General features: G+C 63.4%; 13 protein-coding genes. 12 read left to right on the top strand and 1 reads right to left on the bottom strand.

The window, feature by feature from the left end:
* Positions 1 to 48: 48 nt before the first annotated feature.
* The 12 genes from ACEN93_RS08965 (at position 49) to ACEN93_RS08910 (ending at position 11,501) form a co-directional block, all read left to right on the top strand.
* The gene (locus ACEN93_RS08965; protein WP_495611319.1) at positions 49 to 2,292 is read left to right on the top strand and encodes a DNA internalization-related competence protein ComEC/Rec2; all 2,244 of its coding nucleotides are present in this window, start codon (positions 49 to 51) and stop codon (positions 2,290 to 2,292) included.
* A gap of 78 nt (positions 2,293 to 2,370) precedes the next feature.
* Positions 2,371 to 3,006: a MotA/TolQ/ExbB proton channel family protein gene (locus ACEN93_RS08960; RefSeq protein ID WP_163976130.1), complete on the top strand. Its 636-nt coding sequence runs from the start codon at positions 2,371 to 2,373 to the stop codon at positions 3,004 to 3,006.
* Entirely contained in the window at positions 3,003 to 3,431 is a 429-nt protein-coding gene (locus tag ACEN93_RS08955) for an ExbD/TolR family protein (RefSeq protein ID WP_285414387.1), read from the top strand. Before ACEN93_RS08960 ends, ACEN93_RS08955 begins: the two co-directional genes overlap by 4 nt.
* Entirely contained in the window at positions 3,431 to 4,441 is a 1,011-nt protein-coding gene (gene lpxK, locus ACEN93_RS08950; RefSeq protein WP_039770693.1) for a tetraacyldisaccharide 4'-kinase, read from the top strand. The genes ACEN93_RS08955 and lpxK overlap by 1 nt, the downstream gene beginning before the upstream one ends.
* A gap of 24 nt (positions 4,442 to 4,465) precedes the next feature.
* Positions 4,466 to 4,651, top strand: a complete 186-nt coding sequence (locus tag ACEN93_RS08945; RefSeq protein ID WP_003179363.1) for a Trm112 family protein — start codon at positions 4,466 to 4,468, stop codon at positions 4,649 to 4,651.
* Positions 4,648 to 5,412 (top strand): 3-deoxy-manno-octulosonate cytidylyltransferase, encoded by a 765-nt coding sequence (gene kdsB / locus ACEN93_RS08940; protein ID WP_074688122.1) that lies wholly within the window; start codon positions 4,648 to 4,650, stop codon positions 5,410 to 5,412. The genes ACEN93_RS08945 and kdsB overlap by 4 nt, the downstream gene beginning before the upstream one ends.
* Entirely contained in the window at positions 5,412 to 5,876 is a 465-nt protein-coding gene (locus ACEN93_RS08935) for a low molecular weight protein-tyrosine-phosphatase (protein ID WP_064598568.1), read from the top strand. Before kdsB ends, ACEN93_RS08935 begins: the two co-directional genes overlap by 1 nt.
* Positions 5,873 to 6,892, top strand: a complete 1,020-nt coding sequence (gene murB / locus ACEN93_RS08930) for a UDP-N-acetylmuramate dehydrogenase (RefSeq protein WP_495611318.1) — start codon at positions 5,873 to 5,875, stop codon at positions 6,890 to 6,892. Before ACEN93_RS08935 ends, murB begins: the two co-directional genes overlap by 4 nt.
* A 247-nt stretch (positions 6,893 to 7,139) precedes the next feature.
* Positions 7,140 to 7,610, top strand: a complete 471-nt coding sequence (locus ACEN93_RS08925; protein WP_039770687.1) for a (2Fe-2S)-binding protein — start codon at positions 7,140 to 7,142, stop codon at positions 7,608 to 7,610.
* The gene (locus ACEN93_RS08920; protein ID WP_007950775.1) at positions 7,607 to 9,928 is read left to right on the top strand and encodes a xanthine dehydrogenase family protein molybdopterin-binding subunit; all 2,322 of its coding nucleotides are present in this window, start codon (positions 7,607 to 7,609) and stop codon (positions 9,926 to 9,928) included. The genes ACEN93_RS08925 and ACEN93_RS08920 overlap by 4 nt, the downstream gene beginning before the upstream one ends.
* Positions 9,928 to 10,908 carry an XdhC family protein gene (locus tag ACEN93_RS08915; protein ID WP_495611317.1) on the top strand — a complete coding sequence of 327 codons (981 nt, stop codon included), beginning with the start codon at positions 9,928 to 9,930 and terminating at the stop codon, positions 10,906 to 10,908. The genes ACEN93_RS08920 and ACEN93_RS08915 overlap by 1 nt, the downstream gene beginning before the upstream one ends.
* The gene (locus ACEN93_RS08910) at positions 10,905 to 11,501 is read left to right on the top strand and encodes a nucleotidyltransferase family protein (protein WP_495611316.1); all 597 of its coding nucleotides are present in this window, start codon (positions 10,905 to 10,907) and stop codon (positions 11,499 to 11,501) included. Before ACEN93_RS08915 ends, ACEN93_RS08910 begins: the two co-directional genes overlap by 4 nt.
* Before the next feature lie 67 nt (positions 11,502 to 11,568).
* Here ACEN93_RS08910 and rne read toward each other — a convergent pair whose 3' ends face one another.
* Positions 11,569 to 14,799, bottom strand: coding sequence for a ribonuclease E (gene rne / locus ACEN93_RS08905; protein WP_495611315.1), 3,231 nt, complete (start codon positions 14,797 to 14,799; stop codon positions 11,569 to 11,571).
* Between the last annotated feature and the right edge of the window lie 169 nt (positions 14,800 to 14,968).

The following is a 14,968-nucleotide window of genomic DNA, read 5'->3' as shown; positions in this document are numbered from 1 at the left end:
TGCCCCGCAGCCGCTATGCCTGAAGGTGGGACTCTCAAGGACGGGCTTATGCGCACAGGGATGATGGCGCTGGCGGTCGGTCTGCTGGCAGCGGTTTTTTTACCGGCCCTACCGCCGGTCGGGTTATTGCTGGTGTTGCCGTGGGTGGCGCTGATGCTGCTGCCGTTTCGCAGCTATCCACTGGCGTTTTTGCTGCTTGGATTTACATGGGCGGGTTTCAACGCGCAGATGGCGTTGAATGATCGACTGCCTTCCCGGCTGGATGGCGAAACGCGCTGGGTGGAAGGGCGGGTCGTCGGCTTGCCGCAGAACGCCGAGGGCGTCGTGCGCTTCGAACTGGCCGATGCGCGCTCGCGTCACGACAAACTGCCATCGCTGATGCGTCTGGCCTGGTACGCCGGGCCCGAAGTCAAAAGCGGCGAACGCTGGCGATTGGCGGTCAAGCTCAAGCGTCCCGGTGGGCTGCTCAATCCGGATGCGTTTGATTACGAAGCCTGGCTGCTGGCGCAACGCATTGGTGCTACCGGGACGGTGAAGGATGGCCAGCGTCTGGCGCCGGCGCAGTGGGCCTGGCGCGACAGTATTCGCCAGCGCCTGCTTGCCGTTGACGCCCAGGGTCGTAACGGCGCCTTGGCCGCGTTGGTGCTCGGCGATGGTTCCGGCCTCAGTCGCGAAGACTGGCAAATCTTGCAGGACACCGGCACCGTGCATCTGCTGGTGATTTCCGGCCAGCACATCGGGCTGTTGGCAGCGTTGATGTACGCGCTGGTCGCCGGGTTGGCGCGATTCGGATTTTGGCCGCTGCGTTGGCCCTGGCTGCCTTGGGCGTGCGGTCTGGCATTCACGGCGGCGCTGGGTTACGGCCTGCTGGCCGGGTTCGATGTGCCGGTACGGCGGGCCTGCGTAATGGTTGTGCTGGTGTTGTTGTGGCGTTTGCGCTTTCGCCATCTCGGTGCGTGGTGGCCGTTGCTGCTGGCCTTCAACGGCGTGTTGTTGATGGATCCGCTGGCCAGTCTGCGTCCGGGATTTTGGCTGTCGTTCGTGGCCGTGGCCGTGTTGATCTTCACCTTCGGTGGCCGTTTGGGACCGTGGCGCTGGTGGCAGACCTGGACACGCGCGCAGTGGCTGATCGCAATCGGATTGTGCCCGGTGCTGCTGGCGTTGAGTCTGCCGATCAGTCTCAGCGGGCCGCTGGCCAATCTGCTGGCGGTGCCGTGGGTCAGTTTTGCGGTGCTGCCGCCGGCGTTGCTCGGGACTTTGTTGCTGCCAATTCCTTATGTCGGTGAAGGGCTGCTGTGGCTGGCCGGTGGACTGATCGATGGATTGTTCCGGGCACTGGCCCTGATTGCCGGGCGCTGGCCGGCGTGGGTTGCACAATCGATGCCGGGCTGGATCGTGGCGCTGGGTTGCATCGGTGCAGTGCTGTTATTGCTGCCCCGAGGCGTTCCCCTGCGTCCCTTGGGCTGGCCGTTGCTGCTGGTGCTGGCATTTCCGCCTCGAGAACGCCTGACCGAAGGCGTAGCGGATGTGTGGCAACTGGATGTCGGCCAGGGTCTGGCAATTCTGATCCGCACCCGGCATCACACCTTGCTGTACGACAGCGGCCCGCGTTTCGGCGACTTTGACCTCGGCGAGCGAGTGGTGCTGCCGGCATTGCGCAAATTGGGCGTGGAACACCTCGACCTGATGCTGCTCAGCCATGCCGATGCCGATCACGCAGGTGGCGCACTCGCCGTAGCGAAAGGATTGCCGGTCAGCCGGGTCATCAGCGGCGATCCGCAGGGATTGGCCGTAGCGCTGAACGCCGAAGCCTGTGAAAGCGGTCGGCAATGGCAGTGGGACGGCGTTGCCTTTCATCTATGGCAATGGGCAGAAGCCCATGACAGCAACCAGCGTTCCTGCGTGTTGCAGATCGAAGCCAACGGCGAGCGGCTGCTGCTGACCGGTGACATCGACACCAATGCCGAGCGGGATTTGCTCAACAGCGCGCTGGCGGTTCCGACCCAGTGGCTGCAAGCCCCGCATCACGGCAGCCGCAGTTCCTCATCGATGGCCTTGCTCAAGGTTTTGCAGCCCCAGGCCGTGCTGATTTCCCGAGGGCAGGGCAACTCGTTCGGCCATCCGCACCCGACGGTCATTGCCCGTTACCGCAAGCAGGGAATACACATCCACGACAGCGCCGAGCAGGGCGCCATTCATCTGCAACTGGGGCGGTTTGAGCCGGCCCGGTCGATGCGTCAACAACGCCGGTTCTGGCGCGCCCCGCCGTTGCCGGGGACGGAGTACCGTTGAGCACGGTCGTCGGGGCGACGGGTCTTTATCGCGAACCGGTATGGTAAAGTGGCGCACTTTTTCGAGGGGGCTGTCACTGTGTGGGAATTGGTCAAATCCGGCGGCTGGATGATGTTGCCGATCATTCTGAGTTCCATCGCCGCCATGGCGATCGTCGCCGAGCGCCTGTGGACCCTGCGCGCCAGTCGCGTCACCCCTGAGCATTTGCTGGGTCAGGTCTGGGTCTGGATCAAGGACAAGCAGCTCAACAAGGAAAAACTCAAGGAATTGCGCGCCAACTCGCCGCTGGGGGAAATCCTCGCCGCAGGCCTGGCCAACTCCAAGCATGGTCGCGAGATCATGAAGGAGTGCATCGAAGAGGCCGCCGCCCGGGTCATCCACGAGCTGGAACGCTACGTCAACGCGCTGGGCACCATTGCCGCCATGTCGCCGTTGCTGGGTCTGCTGGGGACGGTGCTGGGCATGATCGACATTTTCAGTGCCTTCACCGGTTCCGGCATGACCACCAATGCTGCGGTGCTGGCCGGCGGTATTTCCAAGGCTTTGATCACTACCGCTGCGGGCCTGATGGTCGGTATTCCGGCAGTGTTCTTCCACCGTTTCCTGCAACGCCGCATCGATGAACTGGTGGTGGGCATGGAACAGGAAGCGATCAAACTGGTGGAAGTGGTGCAGGGCGACCGTGACGTCGATCTGGCCGGGGGCAAAGCGTGAAATTCCGTCGCAAGCCCCGGGAAACGATCGACATCAACCTCGCGTCGCTGATCGACGTGGTGTTCATCCTGTTGCTGTTTTTCGTCGTGACCACCACCTTCACCCGCGAAACCCAACTGCGTGTCGACCTGCCGGAGGCGGTCAGCGGCTCGCCGGCCGAGGATCAGCAGGTCAAGCAACTGGACGTCGCCATCAGCGCCGAAGGCGTGTTCTCGGTGAACAACAGGATTCTGCCGAAAAACGATCTGGCGACGTTGATGGACGCCATGCAGAAAGAAGCCAACGGCGACACCAACATGCCGTTGTCGATCAGTGCTGACGGCAAGGCTCAGCATCAATCCGTGATCACCGCCATGGACGCGGCCGGCAAGCTCGGTTTCAGCCATCTGCGCATGACCACGGTCGAGGCGGCGCCCAAATCCTGATGGCCATGTCCGATCGTCTGCTCGCCGCGTGGTATCAGGGGCACCCGGCCCTGACGCTGTTGCGGCCGCTGGAGTGGCTGTACCGCCGCGTGGTGGCCGGCAAGCGTCAGCGTTTTCTCGATGGCGAAGGTGAGATCTACCAGTCGCCGGTGCCGGTGATCGTGGTCGGCAACATCACCGTCGGCGGCACCGGCAAGACGCCTATGATCCTGTGGCTGATCGAGCACTGCCGACGCCACGGGCTGCGGGTCGGTGTGGTCAGTCGTGGTTACGGCGCCAAACCGGCGCAACTGCCGTGGCGGGTCGACGCTGACCAGACTGCCGACATCGCCGGCGACGAGCCGTTGCTGATCGTGCAGCGCACCGGCGTACCGCTGATGATCGATCCCGATCGCAGCGCCGCCGTCAGAGCCCTGCTGGACAGCGAGCCGCTGGACCTGATCCTGTCCGATGACGGCATGCAGCATTACCGCCTCGCGCGGGATCTGGAACTGGTGCTGATCGACGCCGCCCGAGGGCTTGGCAACCGGCGCTGTCTGCCCGCCGGCCCCCTGCGCGAACCGGTCGAGCGCCTGCAAAGCGTTGACGGTGTGCTGTTCAACGGCGCCCTTGAGGATCGCGACGGCGGTTTCGCCTTCCGTCTCAAGCCCTCGGCGCTGGTCAACCTTCGCAGCGGTGAACGCCGGCCGCTCGATCATTTTCCGCCCGGCCAGGCCGTGCACGCGGTGGCCGGGATCGGCAACCCGCAACGTTTCTTCAATACCCTCGAAGCGCTAGACTGGCGGCCTGTGCCCCACGCCTTCGCCGACCACGCCGAATACAGCGTGCAGGCCTTGAGTTTTACGCCGTCATTGCCAGTGGTGATGACTGAAAAGGACGCGGTGAAGTGCCGTGCCTTCGCCGCTGCCGACTGGTGGTACCTGGCGGTCGATGCTGTGCCGTCACCGGCCTTCGTGGCCTGGTTCGACACGCAGTTGATGCGCCTGTTGCCGGATCGTCTTTTGCCTTAATCCGTTTTTATCCAGGGAATGTTCATGGACACCAAATTGCTCGACATCCTCGCCTGCCCGGTCTGCAAAGGCCCGCTCAAGCTCAGCGCCGACAAGACCGAACTGATCAGCAAGGGCGCCGGTCTGGCGTACCCGATCCGCGACGGCATCCCGGTCATGCTGGAAAGTGAAGCCCGCACCCTGACCACCGACGAGCGTCTGGATAAATGACCACCGCCTTCACCGTTGTCATCCCGTCGCGCTACGCCTCGACCCGTCTGCCGGGCAAACCGCTGCTGGACATCGCCGGCAAGCCGATGATCCAGCACGTCTGGGAACAGGCCAGCAAAAGCAGCGCCAGCCGCGTGGTCGTGGCGACCGACGATGCGCGTATCGTCGAGGCCTGCAAGGCTTTCGGCGCCGAAGTGGTGCTGACCCGTGAAGATCACAACTCCGGTACCGATCGTCTGGCTGAAGTGGCGGCGAAGCTGGGCCTGGAGCCGGATGCCATCGTGGTCAACGTGCAGGGTGACGAACCGCTGATCCCGCCGAGCGTGATCGATCAGGTCGCCGCGAATCTTGCGGCCCACACCGAAGCGCGCATGGCCACCCTGGCCGAGCCGATCGAAGACGTGGAAACCCTGTTCAACCCGAACGTGGTCAAGGTCGTCAGCGACCTCAACGGTCTGGCGCTGACCTTCAGTCGAGCGACCCTGCCATGGGCCCGCGATGCTTTCGCCAAGAGCCGCGACGTGCTGCCGGAAGGCGTGCCGTATCGTCGCCACATCGGCATTTATGCCTACCGCGCAGGCTTCCTTCAGGACTTCGTGAACTGGGGACCGTGCTGGCTGGAAAACACCGAATCCCTCGAACAGCTGCGTGCCCTGTGGCACGGCGTGCGGATTCATGTGGCTGACGCGTTGATCGCGCCGCCGACCGGGGTCGACACCGCCGAAGACCTCGAGCGCGTCCGTCGCCTGCTGGAGGCCTGATGCGCGTTCTGTTCGTGTGCCTGGGCAACATCTGCCGTTCGCCCACCGCCGAAGGCGTGTTGCGCCACAAGTTGCGTGAAGCGGGGCTGGCGGATCAGGTCGAAGTGGCCTCTGCCGGCACTGGCGACTGGCACGTTGGCAATCCGCCGGACAAGCGCAGCCAGGCGGCGGCCAAGCTGCGCGGTTATGACCTGTCGGCGCAACGCGCGCAGCAGGTCAGCCGCGCCGATTTCGCCAGCTACGACCTGATCCTCGCCATGGACAACAGCAACCTGCGCAATCTCAAGGCGCTGCAACCGTCCACCGGCAAGGCCGAGCTGGACTTGTTCCTGCGCCGCTACGAAGGTGAAGTCGACGAGGTGCCGGATCCGTATTACGACGGCGATCAGGGCTTCGAGCAGGTGCTGGATCTGATCGAGCGTGCCTGCGATCAGTTGTTGATTGAAGTGAAGGGGCGGTTATGAGTTTGCAGATACAACCGCAGGTTTCCCTGAAACCCTTCAATACCTTCGGCGTTGATGTGCGCGCACAGCTGTTTGCCGAAGCCCACAGTGACGCCGATGTGCGCGAAGCCCTGGCGTATGCGAGTGCCCATGATGTGCCGTTGCTGGTGATTGGCGGCGGCAGCAATCTGTTGCTCACCGCGGATATCCCGGCACTGGTGCTGCGCATGGCCAGCCGTGGCATCCGCGTCATCAGCGACGACGGCAATCGTGTGGTGATTGAAGCCGAAGCTGGCGAACCGTGGCACCCGTTCGTGCAGCACACGCTGGCGCAGGGTTTTTCCGGGCTGGAGAATCTCAGCCTGATCCCCGGCACTGTCGGTGCTGCGCCGATGCAGAACATCGGTGCCTACGGTGTCGAGATCAAGGATGTGTTCGCCGGCCTGACGGCGCTGGATCGCCAGACCGGTGAGTTGCGCGACTTCAGTCTGCAAGAGTGCAACTTCGCCTACCGCGACAGCGTGTTCAAGCAGCAGCCGGGGCGTTGGCTGATTCTGCGGGTGCGCTTCGCACTGGACCGAGTCGCGCATTTGCATCTGGAATACGGTCCGGTGCGTCAGCGTCTGACCGAGCAGGGCATCGAGCAGCCGACGCCGACAGACGTCAGTCGAGCGATCTGCAGCATCCGCAGCGAAAAACTGCCGGACCCGGCGGTGCTCGGCAATGCCGGTAGCTTCTTCAAGAACCCGCTGGTGTCGGCGGCCGTGGTTGCACAGATCAAGGCGCAGCATCCGGATCTGGTGGCCTACGCGCAACCGGACGGGCAGATGAAACTGGCGGCCGGCTGGTTGATCGAGCGTGCCGGCTGGAAAGGTTTCCGTGAGGCCGATGCCGGCGTGCATAAATTGCAGGCGCTGGTGCTGGTCAACTACGGCACGGCGACCGGGCTGCAATTACTCGATCTGGCCCAGCGCATCCAGAAAGACATTTCAGAACGTTTCAATGTCGAGCTGGAAATGGAGCCCAACAGGTATTGAGGCTACGCTTTCAAGGCTGAACCCAAAGCCCTGCACTTATTTAAAAAGTGCAGGGCTTTTTTGTTAATCGCGGGTTAACGTAGCCAGCTAACGATACCAACCATTTGCTCCACCAAAGGCCCGGTGCAGACATTCCCGTCGGCACAAGAGAGCCTGATTAGCCTGAGCCGATCTGCGCGAACCACTACCGTCCCTGCGGTGGCAGATGGCTCGACCCCATAACCTCCAAGAATATGCGGGCGTGCCCATGATTACCCTGAAACTCAATGGTCAAGATCATCCACTCGATGTCACCGAGGACATGCCGCTGTTGTGGGCGATCCGCGACGTCGCCGGTTACAACGGCACCAAGTTCGGCTGCGGCATGGGCCTGTGCGGTGCATGCACCATTCATATCGACGGCGCGCCGGCGCGCAGTTGCATCACCCCGATCGGTTCGGTGGTCGGGCAGAACGTGACCACCATCGACAACCTGCATGCCGACCCGGTCGGTCAGATCGTCCAGCAAGCCTGGCTCGACACCGCTGTGGCCCAATGCGGTTACTGCCAGGGCGGCCAGATCATGTCCGCCACCGCGTTGCTCAAGACCAACCCGAACCCGAGCGACGAGCAGATCGAAGAAGCGATGGTCGGCAACATCTGCCGCTGCGGTACCTATAACCGGATCAAGACCGCGATCCGTCAGGCATCCACTCACCTGAAGGAGGCCAAGGCATGAGCCGTCTACCGAACGATTTCGCCCTGAGCAACCTGAGTCGCCGGGGCTTCCTCAAGGGCGTCGGCGCCACGGGTGCGCTGGTGCTGGCGGCGAGCTGGGGCTGGCAGGATGCGCTGGCCGAAGACAAGCCCAAGCAGTTCGGCGCCGATGGCATGCCCAACGGCTGGATCGACGATCCGAAGGTCTACGTCAGCATTGCCGCCGACGGCACGGTGACCGTGGTCTGTAACCGTTCGGAAATGGGCCAGGGCGTGCGCACCAGCCTGACCATGGTGGTCGCCGATGAACTGGAAGCCGACTGGGCGCACGTCAAGGTTCAGCAGGCGCCGGGTGATGAGGTGCGCTTCGGCAACCAGGACACCGACGGCTCGCGCAGCATGCGGCACTGGTACGAACCGATGCGCCGTTGCGGCGCCGCCGCCCGTACCATGCTGGAACAAGCCGCCGCTGCGCAGTGGAAGGTGCCGGTCGGCGAATGCCGCGCGCAACTGCATAAAGTCATTCACACACCGTCCGGGCGTGAGCTGGGTTACGGTGAGCTGGCCGCTGCGGCCAGTGCGCTGACGGTGCCGGCCCGTGACAGTCTGCGGCTCAAGCAACCGTCGGAATTCCGCTACATCGGCAAGGAAGGCACCAAAGCCATCGACGGTGCCGACATCGTCAATGGCCGCGCGGTGTACGGGGCCGACGTGCATTTCGACGGCATGCTGTTCGCGGTCATTGCGCGTCCGGCGGTGTACGGCGGCAAGGTCAAGTCGGTGGACGACAGCGCCGCGCTGAAAGTGCCGGGCGTGCTGAAAGTCATCCAGATCGAACCCCGGCCATTGCCTTCGGAATTCCAGCCGTTGGGTGGCGTGGCCGTGGTGGCCAGCAACACCTGGGCGGCATTGAAGGGCCGTGAAGCGCTGAAAATCGAGTGGGACGACGGCCCGAACGCCACTTATGACTCGGTCGCCTATCGCAAGGAGATCGAAGCCGCTTCGCTGAAGCCGGGCAAAGTGGTGCGCAATACCGGCGACATCGACAAAGCCATCGGCAGCGCCGCCAGCACGCTCGAAGCCTCTTATTACTTGCCGCATCTGGCCCAGGCACCGATGGAGCCGATGGTCGCCATCGCCCGTTACAAGGATGGCACTTGCGAAGCCTGGGCACCGAGCCAGGCGCCGCAGGTCACCCGCGAGCGGATCGCTGAACGCCTGGGGCTGCCGTTCGATAACGTCACTTTCAATGTCACGCTGCTGGGCGGTGGATTCGGGCGCAAGTCCAAACCGGACTTCGTCGTTGAGGCTGCTGTGCTCGCCAAGGAATTCCCCGGCAAAGCGGTGCGTGTGCAGTGGACCCGGGAAGACGACATCCACAATTCGTATTTCCACACCGTGTCCGCCGAATACCTCAAGGCCGGTGTGGGCAAGGACGGTTTGCCGTCCGCCTGGTTGCACCGCACGGTGGCGCCGAGCATCACCGCGCTGTTCGCACCGGGCATGAACCACGAAGCCGCCTTCGAGCTGGGCATGGGTTTCACCAACATGGCCTACGCGATTCCCAACGTGCGCCTGGAAAACCCTGAGGCCACGGTGCACACGCGGGTGGGCTGGTATCGCTCGGTGTCGAACATTCCCCATGGCTTCGCAATCCAGAGCTTCGTCGACGAACTGGCGCACAAAGCCAAGGAAGATCCGCTCAAGTACCAGATCAAGTTGCTCGGCCCGGATCGGCAGATCGACCCGCGTACGCTCAGTGAAGAGTGGAATTACGGCGAATCCCCCGAGCGTTATCCGATCGACACCGGGCGCATGCGCACCGTGCTCGAAACGGCAGCCAAGGCGGCGGGGTGGGGGCGTCAATTGCCCAAGGGTCGTGGCCTCGGATTGGCGGTGCATTACAGCTTCGTCACCTATGTGGCGGCGGTGATCGAAGTCGAGGTCAAGGATGACGGCACATTGATCGTGCACAAGGCCGATATCGCCGTGGATTGCGGCCCGCAGATCAACCCCGAGCGCATCCGTTCGCAGTTCGAAGGCGCCTGCGTGATGGGCCTGGGCAACGCCGTGTGGGGCGAAATCAGCTTCAAGGACGGCAAGGTGCAGCAGGACAACTTCCATATGTATGAAGTCGCGCGCATGTCGTTGGCGCCGAAGGAAGTCGCGGTGCATCTGGTAACGCCGCCGGGCGAGGTGCCGCTGGGTGGCGTCGGCGAACCGGGCGTGCCGCCGATTGCGCCGGCGCTGTGCAATGCGATCTTCGCCGCCACCGGCCAGCGCATTCGTAACCTGCCGGTGCGTTACCAGTTGCAGGGCTGGCAGAAGGCGCAAGCGTAATGGACAGCGCCGATCTGAATGTCCTGCGCAGCGTGCTCGAATGGCGCCGCGCCGGACAGCGGGTAATGTTGTTCAGCGTCGTGCAGACCTGGGGCACCGCGCCCCGGGCGCCCGGCGCAATGCTTGCGCTGCGCGAAGATGGCGTGGTGATCGGTTCGGTGTCCGGCGGTTGCGTCGAGGATGATCTGATCGCCCGGCTGCACGACGGACGGATTCCCGCCAACGGGCCGCCGGTGCAGTTGATCACCTACGGCGTGACGCAGGAAGAAGCGGCGCGCTTCGGCCTGCCTTGCGGCGGCACCCTGCGCCTGACCGAGGAGCGGGTCGGCGATCCGGCGTGGGTCGCCGAGTTGCTGGATCGCTGCGAGGCCCACGAAATCGTCGCGCGCGAGCTGAACATCGGCACTGGCGAGGTGGTGCTGCGACCGGCCGGCAAGACTGACACCTTGAGCTTCGACGGCCAGACCCTGCGCGCCATCTATGGCCCGCGCTGGCGCCTGCTGTTGATCGGCGCCGGGCAGTTGTCGCGGTATGTGGCCGAGATGGCGCGGCTGCTGGATTTCGAAGTGTTGATCTGTGATCCACGTACCGAGTTCGTCTATGGCTGGGAAGAGCAGCATGGACGTTTTGTCCCCGGCATGCCGGACGAAGCAGTGCTGAATATCCAGACCGATGAACGCACGGCGATTGTCGCGCTGACTCACGACCCACGGCTGGATGACATGGCGTTACTCACGGCGCTCGACTCCAAGGCGTTCTACGTCGGCGCACTCGGCTCACGGGTCAACAGCCGCAAGCGTCGGGAAAACCTGGCTGAGCTAGGCTTGTCGGAAGCGGCCATCGCCCGTTTGCACGGGCCGATCGGTTTGCATATCGGCAGCCATTCCCCGGCGGAAATCGCCCTGTCGCTGTTGGCGGAAATTGTCGCGATCAAGAATGGTGTCGAGCTCAAGCAGAAGAAGACAGTGGAGAGCGTATGAGCCGATCCATCGGAGTGATTGTGCTGGCGGCGGGCGAGGGCAGCCGCTTTCGCGAAGTGGCGGGTGCCGACAAGGACAAGCTGCTGGCTGATTGCACCGGGCGCGATGGCGCGCTGCGTTCGGTGATCGAGCAGGTGTTGGTGAACCTGCCGGCGAGTCTCGACCAGCGGGTGCTGGTGACGACCGAGGCGCGGCCGCAGGCGATGCGCATGGCGCAGGCTTACGGGTGTGACATTGTCTCGATCGAGTCCACGGGAATGGGCGACAGCATCGCGGCGGGTGTGGCGGCTTGCCCGGAAGCCGATGGCTGGCTGATTGTGCTGGGCGACATGCCGTTCATCCTGCCGTCGAGTATTGAGCGGGTCGTGGCGGCGATGGCCGAGGATGCGGTCAGCGTACCGACGTTGAACGGTGATTATGGGCATCCGGTCGGGTTTGGCCGCTCGTTCGCCGCAGGGCTGATGGCTTTGTCCGGTGACCGGGGCGCCAGACCGCTGTTTGCCCAAGGACGGGTGATTGAAGTCGCGGTGGATGACCCGGGTGTGGTGTGGGATATCGATGTACCGGATGCGCTGGTGTTCCCGCCATCCTGATAAAACCTTGAGATATAAAAAAGCCCCGCCTGGATCACCAGGCGGGGCTTTTTAGTGGCTTTTGGAATCAGACGAGGGGTTTAGGCTCGTGTTCTTTTTCCTGGGCCTCTTCGTGTTGCTCGACCGCTTCCTGAACGGAGCGTGGTGCTTCGGCAATCACGGCTTCAACGGCAACTTCCTCAGCGACCGGGGCAGGAGCCGCCTCGACCACGTCGGCAGCTGGAGCAGCAGCGGCGGCAGCGGCAGCCAGCTCGGCTTCCTTCTGCAGACGCTCTTCTTCACGCTTGCGACGACGCACTTCACGCGGGTCGTTCGGCGCGCGGCCGCTTGGGGTCAGGGCGCTGACCGGAGCAGCTTCAACCACTGGCGCTGGTGCTTCGGCTACTACTGGCGCTTCAACCACAGGGGCTTCAACGACCGGTGCCGGTTCAGCAACAACTACTGGCTCGGCAGCCTTGGCTTCTTCAACAACAGGCGCTTCAACCACTGGCGCTGGTGTTTCAGTGACAGCCGGCTCGGCGACCCAGTTGAACGCGGTCTGTTCTTCGCGAACTTCACGCACGGTTTCGGTCACGGTTTCAGCGACGGTTTCGACAACCGACTGTTCAGCGACGGCTGGCGCTTCAAAGGACACAGCTGGTTCGGCAGCGACTTCAACCTGAGGCTGAGCTTCGCGAGCCGGAGCTACTTCGACTTCCGGAGCAGCAGGTGCTACGACCGGAGTGGTGGCTTCAACAACCGGCGCTTCTACTGGAGCAGTTTCCAGTGTTGCAGCGGTAGCGCGTTCAGCTTGCTCGTGGGCCTGAGCTTCAGCTGGAGCGCTGATCACGGTGCTGGCAACAGCAGCGGTCACAGCCAGGCCAGCGGCCAGATCGGCAGTGCTTGGCGCTTGAGCGTTTTCGCCGGACTCTGACTCTTCCGAACCTTCGATCACGTTGCCGTTGGCATCACGCTGACGCTCGCGACGGTTGCTGCGACGACGCTGACCACGGGAGCGGCGGCGTGGACGATCGCCTTCGGCGTTCTCCGAACCGTCTTCCGGCAGTTGCTCTTCGTTGGTGGTGATCTCTTCTTCAGCGACGGCAGCAGCGGCCTGTTCGGCACGCGGTTGACGCTCTTCACGCGGAGGACGTGGCGCACGCTCTTCACGTGGCTGACGGGCCGGACGCTCTTCAGCGGTGGCGGCGGCAGCAACGGCCGGAGCGGCATCCAGCGGCTCGCGCAGTTCACGTACGCGTTCTTCACGCTCGCCACGCGGCTTGCGATCTTCGCGCGGAGCACGTGGTGCACGTTCTTCACGAGGGGCGCGTGGTGCGCGTTCTTCGCGGGCTACCGGTGCTTCGTCACGGGATTCGCGTGGCTCGCGGACTTCACGTGGTTCGCGCGGCTGACGCTCTTCACGCGGCTCACGTGGTGCGCGCTCTTCACGCGGTGCACGCTCTTCGCGCGGCTTGCGTTCTTCATCGCGGCGACCGTTACGGTTGCGGCTCTGCTGACGACCGTTGCGACGCTCTTCGTTGCGGGCCGGACGCTCGGTGGCTGGTTTTTCAACCACGACCGGAGCAACCGGCTCTTCCTTGGTGGCGAACAGGCTGACCAGCGACTTCACCAGGCCTTTGAACAGGCTTGGCTCTGGCGCAGCAACCGGAGCAGGTGCCGGGGCCGGAGCGGCGACTTCGGTCGGAACCGGAGCGTTGGCGCGGGCCGGAGCGGTCTTGACCGCGGCTTCCTGGCGAACCAGGGTGCGGGTCGCGGCGGCTGGCTGGACGTCTTCGACATCGGCGGCAGCGGCAGCGATTTCGTAGCTGGACTGGTTGGTTGCGGCTTCCGGGCTGTCGTCACGCAGGCGCTGAACTTCGAAGTGCGGGGTTTCGAGGTGATCGTTCGGCAGGATGACGATGCGGGCGCGAGTGCGCAGTTCGATCTTGGTGATCGAGTTGCGTTTTTCATTGAGAAGGAACGCGGCCACCGGGATTGGCACTTGAGCGCGAACTTCGGCGGTGCGGTCTTTCAGGGCTTCTTCTTCGATCAGACGCAGGATCGCCAGGGACAGCGATTCGACGTCACGGATGATGCCGGTGCCGCTGCAGCGCGGGCAGACGATGCCGCTGCTTTCGCCCAGCGAAGGACGCAGGCGCTGACGGGACATTTCCAGCAGGCCGAAGCGCGAGATGCGGCCGATCTGCACGCGGGCGCGGTCGGCTTCCAGGCATTCGCGGACTTTCTCTTCCACGGCGCGCTGGTTCTTGGCAGGGGTCATGTCGATGAAGTCGATGACGATCAGGCCGCCGATGTCGCGCAGGCGCAACTGACGGGCGATTTCTTCGGCGGCTTCAAGGTTGGTCTGCAGGGCGGTTTCTTCGATGTCGCTGCCTTTGGTGGCGCGCGCCGAGTTGATGTCGATGGACACCAGGGCTTCGGTCGGATCGATGACGATGGAGCCGCCGGATGGCAGTTCGACGACGCGCTGGAAAGCGGTCTCGATCTGGCTTTCGATCTGGAAACGGTTGAACAGCGGAACGCTGTCTTCGTACAGCTTGATCTTGCTGGCGTACTGCGGCATCACCTGGCGGATGAAGGTCAGGGCTTCGTCCTGGGCTTCAACGCTGTCGATCAGCACTTCGCCGATGTCCTGGCGCAGGTAGTCGCGGATGGCGCGGATGATCACGTTGCTTTCCTGGTAGATCAGGAACGGCGCGGAACGATCCAGCGAGGCTTCTTTGATGGCGGTCCAGAGTTGCAGCAGGTAATCGAGGTCCCACTGCATTTCTTCGCTGCTGCGGCCAAGGCCGGCAGTGCGCACGATCAGCCCCATGTCGGCCGGAGCGACCAGACCGTTCAGCGCTTCACGCAGTTCGTTGCGCTCTTCGCCTTCAATGCGACGGGAGATGCCGCCGGCACGCGGGTTGTTCGGCATCAGTACGAGGTAACGACCGGCCAGGCTGATGAAGGTGGTCAGGGCTGCGCCCTTGTTGCCACGTTCTTCTTTTTCGACCTGAACGATGACTTCCTGGCCTTCGCTCAGGACGTCCTTGATGTTGACGCGGCCTTCAGGGGCTTTCTTGAAGTATTCGCGGGAGATTTCTTTGAGGGGCAGGAAGCCGTGGCGCTCGGAGCCGAAATCGACAAAGGCAGCCTCAAGGCTTGGTTCGATGCGAGTGATGCGGCCTTTATAGATGTTGGCCTTCTTCTGCTCGCGTGCACCGGATTCGATGTCCAGGTCGTAGAGGCGCTGGCCATCTACCAGTGCAACACGCAACTCTTCGGGTTGAGTTGCGTTAATCAGCATTCTTTTCATGTAGTACCGTCGGTTTCCGGGCTGCCGGAAACGGCGTTCGGCACACACGACTTCTCACGGTCGGTGTCAGGTGCGTCGGGAGTGGTTGGCCATTCCCGTGTCCAGCGATGTCCGGCCAATTGGGCCGTTATCGCGACGTACGCGTCCTGCTTGCTGTGGCTACTTAAGC

It is taken from the genome of Pseudomonas sp. Pseusp21, assembly GCF_059492145.1.
The sequence above is the reverse complement of the archived record's forward strand: the minus strand, read 5'-3'. Positions and strand labels throughout refer to the sequence as shown.

Coding starts and splice junctions, on each gene's coding strand:
- murB (WP_495611318.1), top strand. CDS start 5,873: ATGAGTTTGCAGATACAACCGCAGGTTTCCCTGAAACCCTTCAATACC.
- ACEN93_RS08935 (WP_064598568.1), top strand. CDS start 5,412: ATGCGCGTTCTGTTCGTGTGCCTGGGCAACATCTGCCGTTCGCCCACC.
- kdsB (WP_074688122.1), top strand. CDS start 4,648: ATGACCACCGCCTTCACCGTTGTCATCCCGTCGCGCTACGCCTCGACC.
- ACEN93_RS08945 (WP_003179363.1), top strand. CDS start 4,466: ATGGACACCAAATTGCTCGACATCCTCGCCTGCCCGGTCTGCAAAGGC.
- lpxK (WP_039770693.1), top strand. CDS start 3,431: ATGGCCATGTCCGATCGTCTGCTCGCCGCGTGGTATCAGGGGCACCCG.
- ACEN93_RS08920 (WP_007950775.1), top strand. CDS start 7,607: ATGAGCCGTCTACCGAACGATTTCGCCCTGAGCAACCTGAGTCGCCGG.
- ACEN93_RS08915 (WP_495611317.1), top strand. CDS start 9,928: ATGGACAGCGCCGATCTGAATGTCCTGCGCAGCGTGCTCGAATGGCGC.
- ACEN93_RS08910 (WP_495611316.1), top strand. CDS start 10,905: ATGAGCCGATCCATCGGAGTGATTGTGCTGGCGGCGGGCGAGGGCAGC.
- rne (WP_495611315.1), bottom strand. CDS start 14,799: ATGAAAAGAATGCTGATTAACGCAACTCAACCCGAAGAGTTGCGTGTT.
- ACEN93_RS08925 (WP_039770687.1), top strand. CDS start 7,140: ATGATTACCCTGAAACTCAATGGTCAAGATCATCCACTCGATGTCACC.
- ACEN93_RS08965 (WP_495611319.1), top strand. CDS start 49: ATGCGCACAGGGATGATGGCGCTGGCGGTCGGTCTGCTGGCAGCGGTT.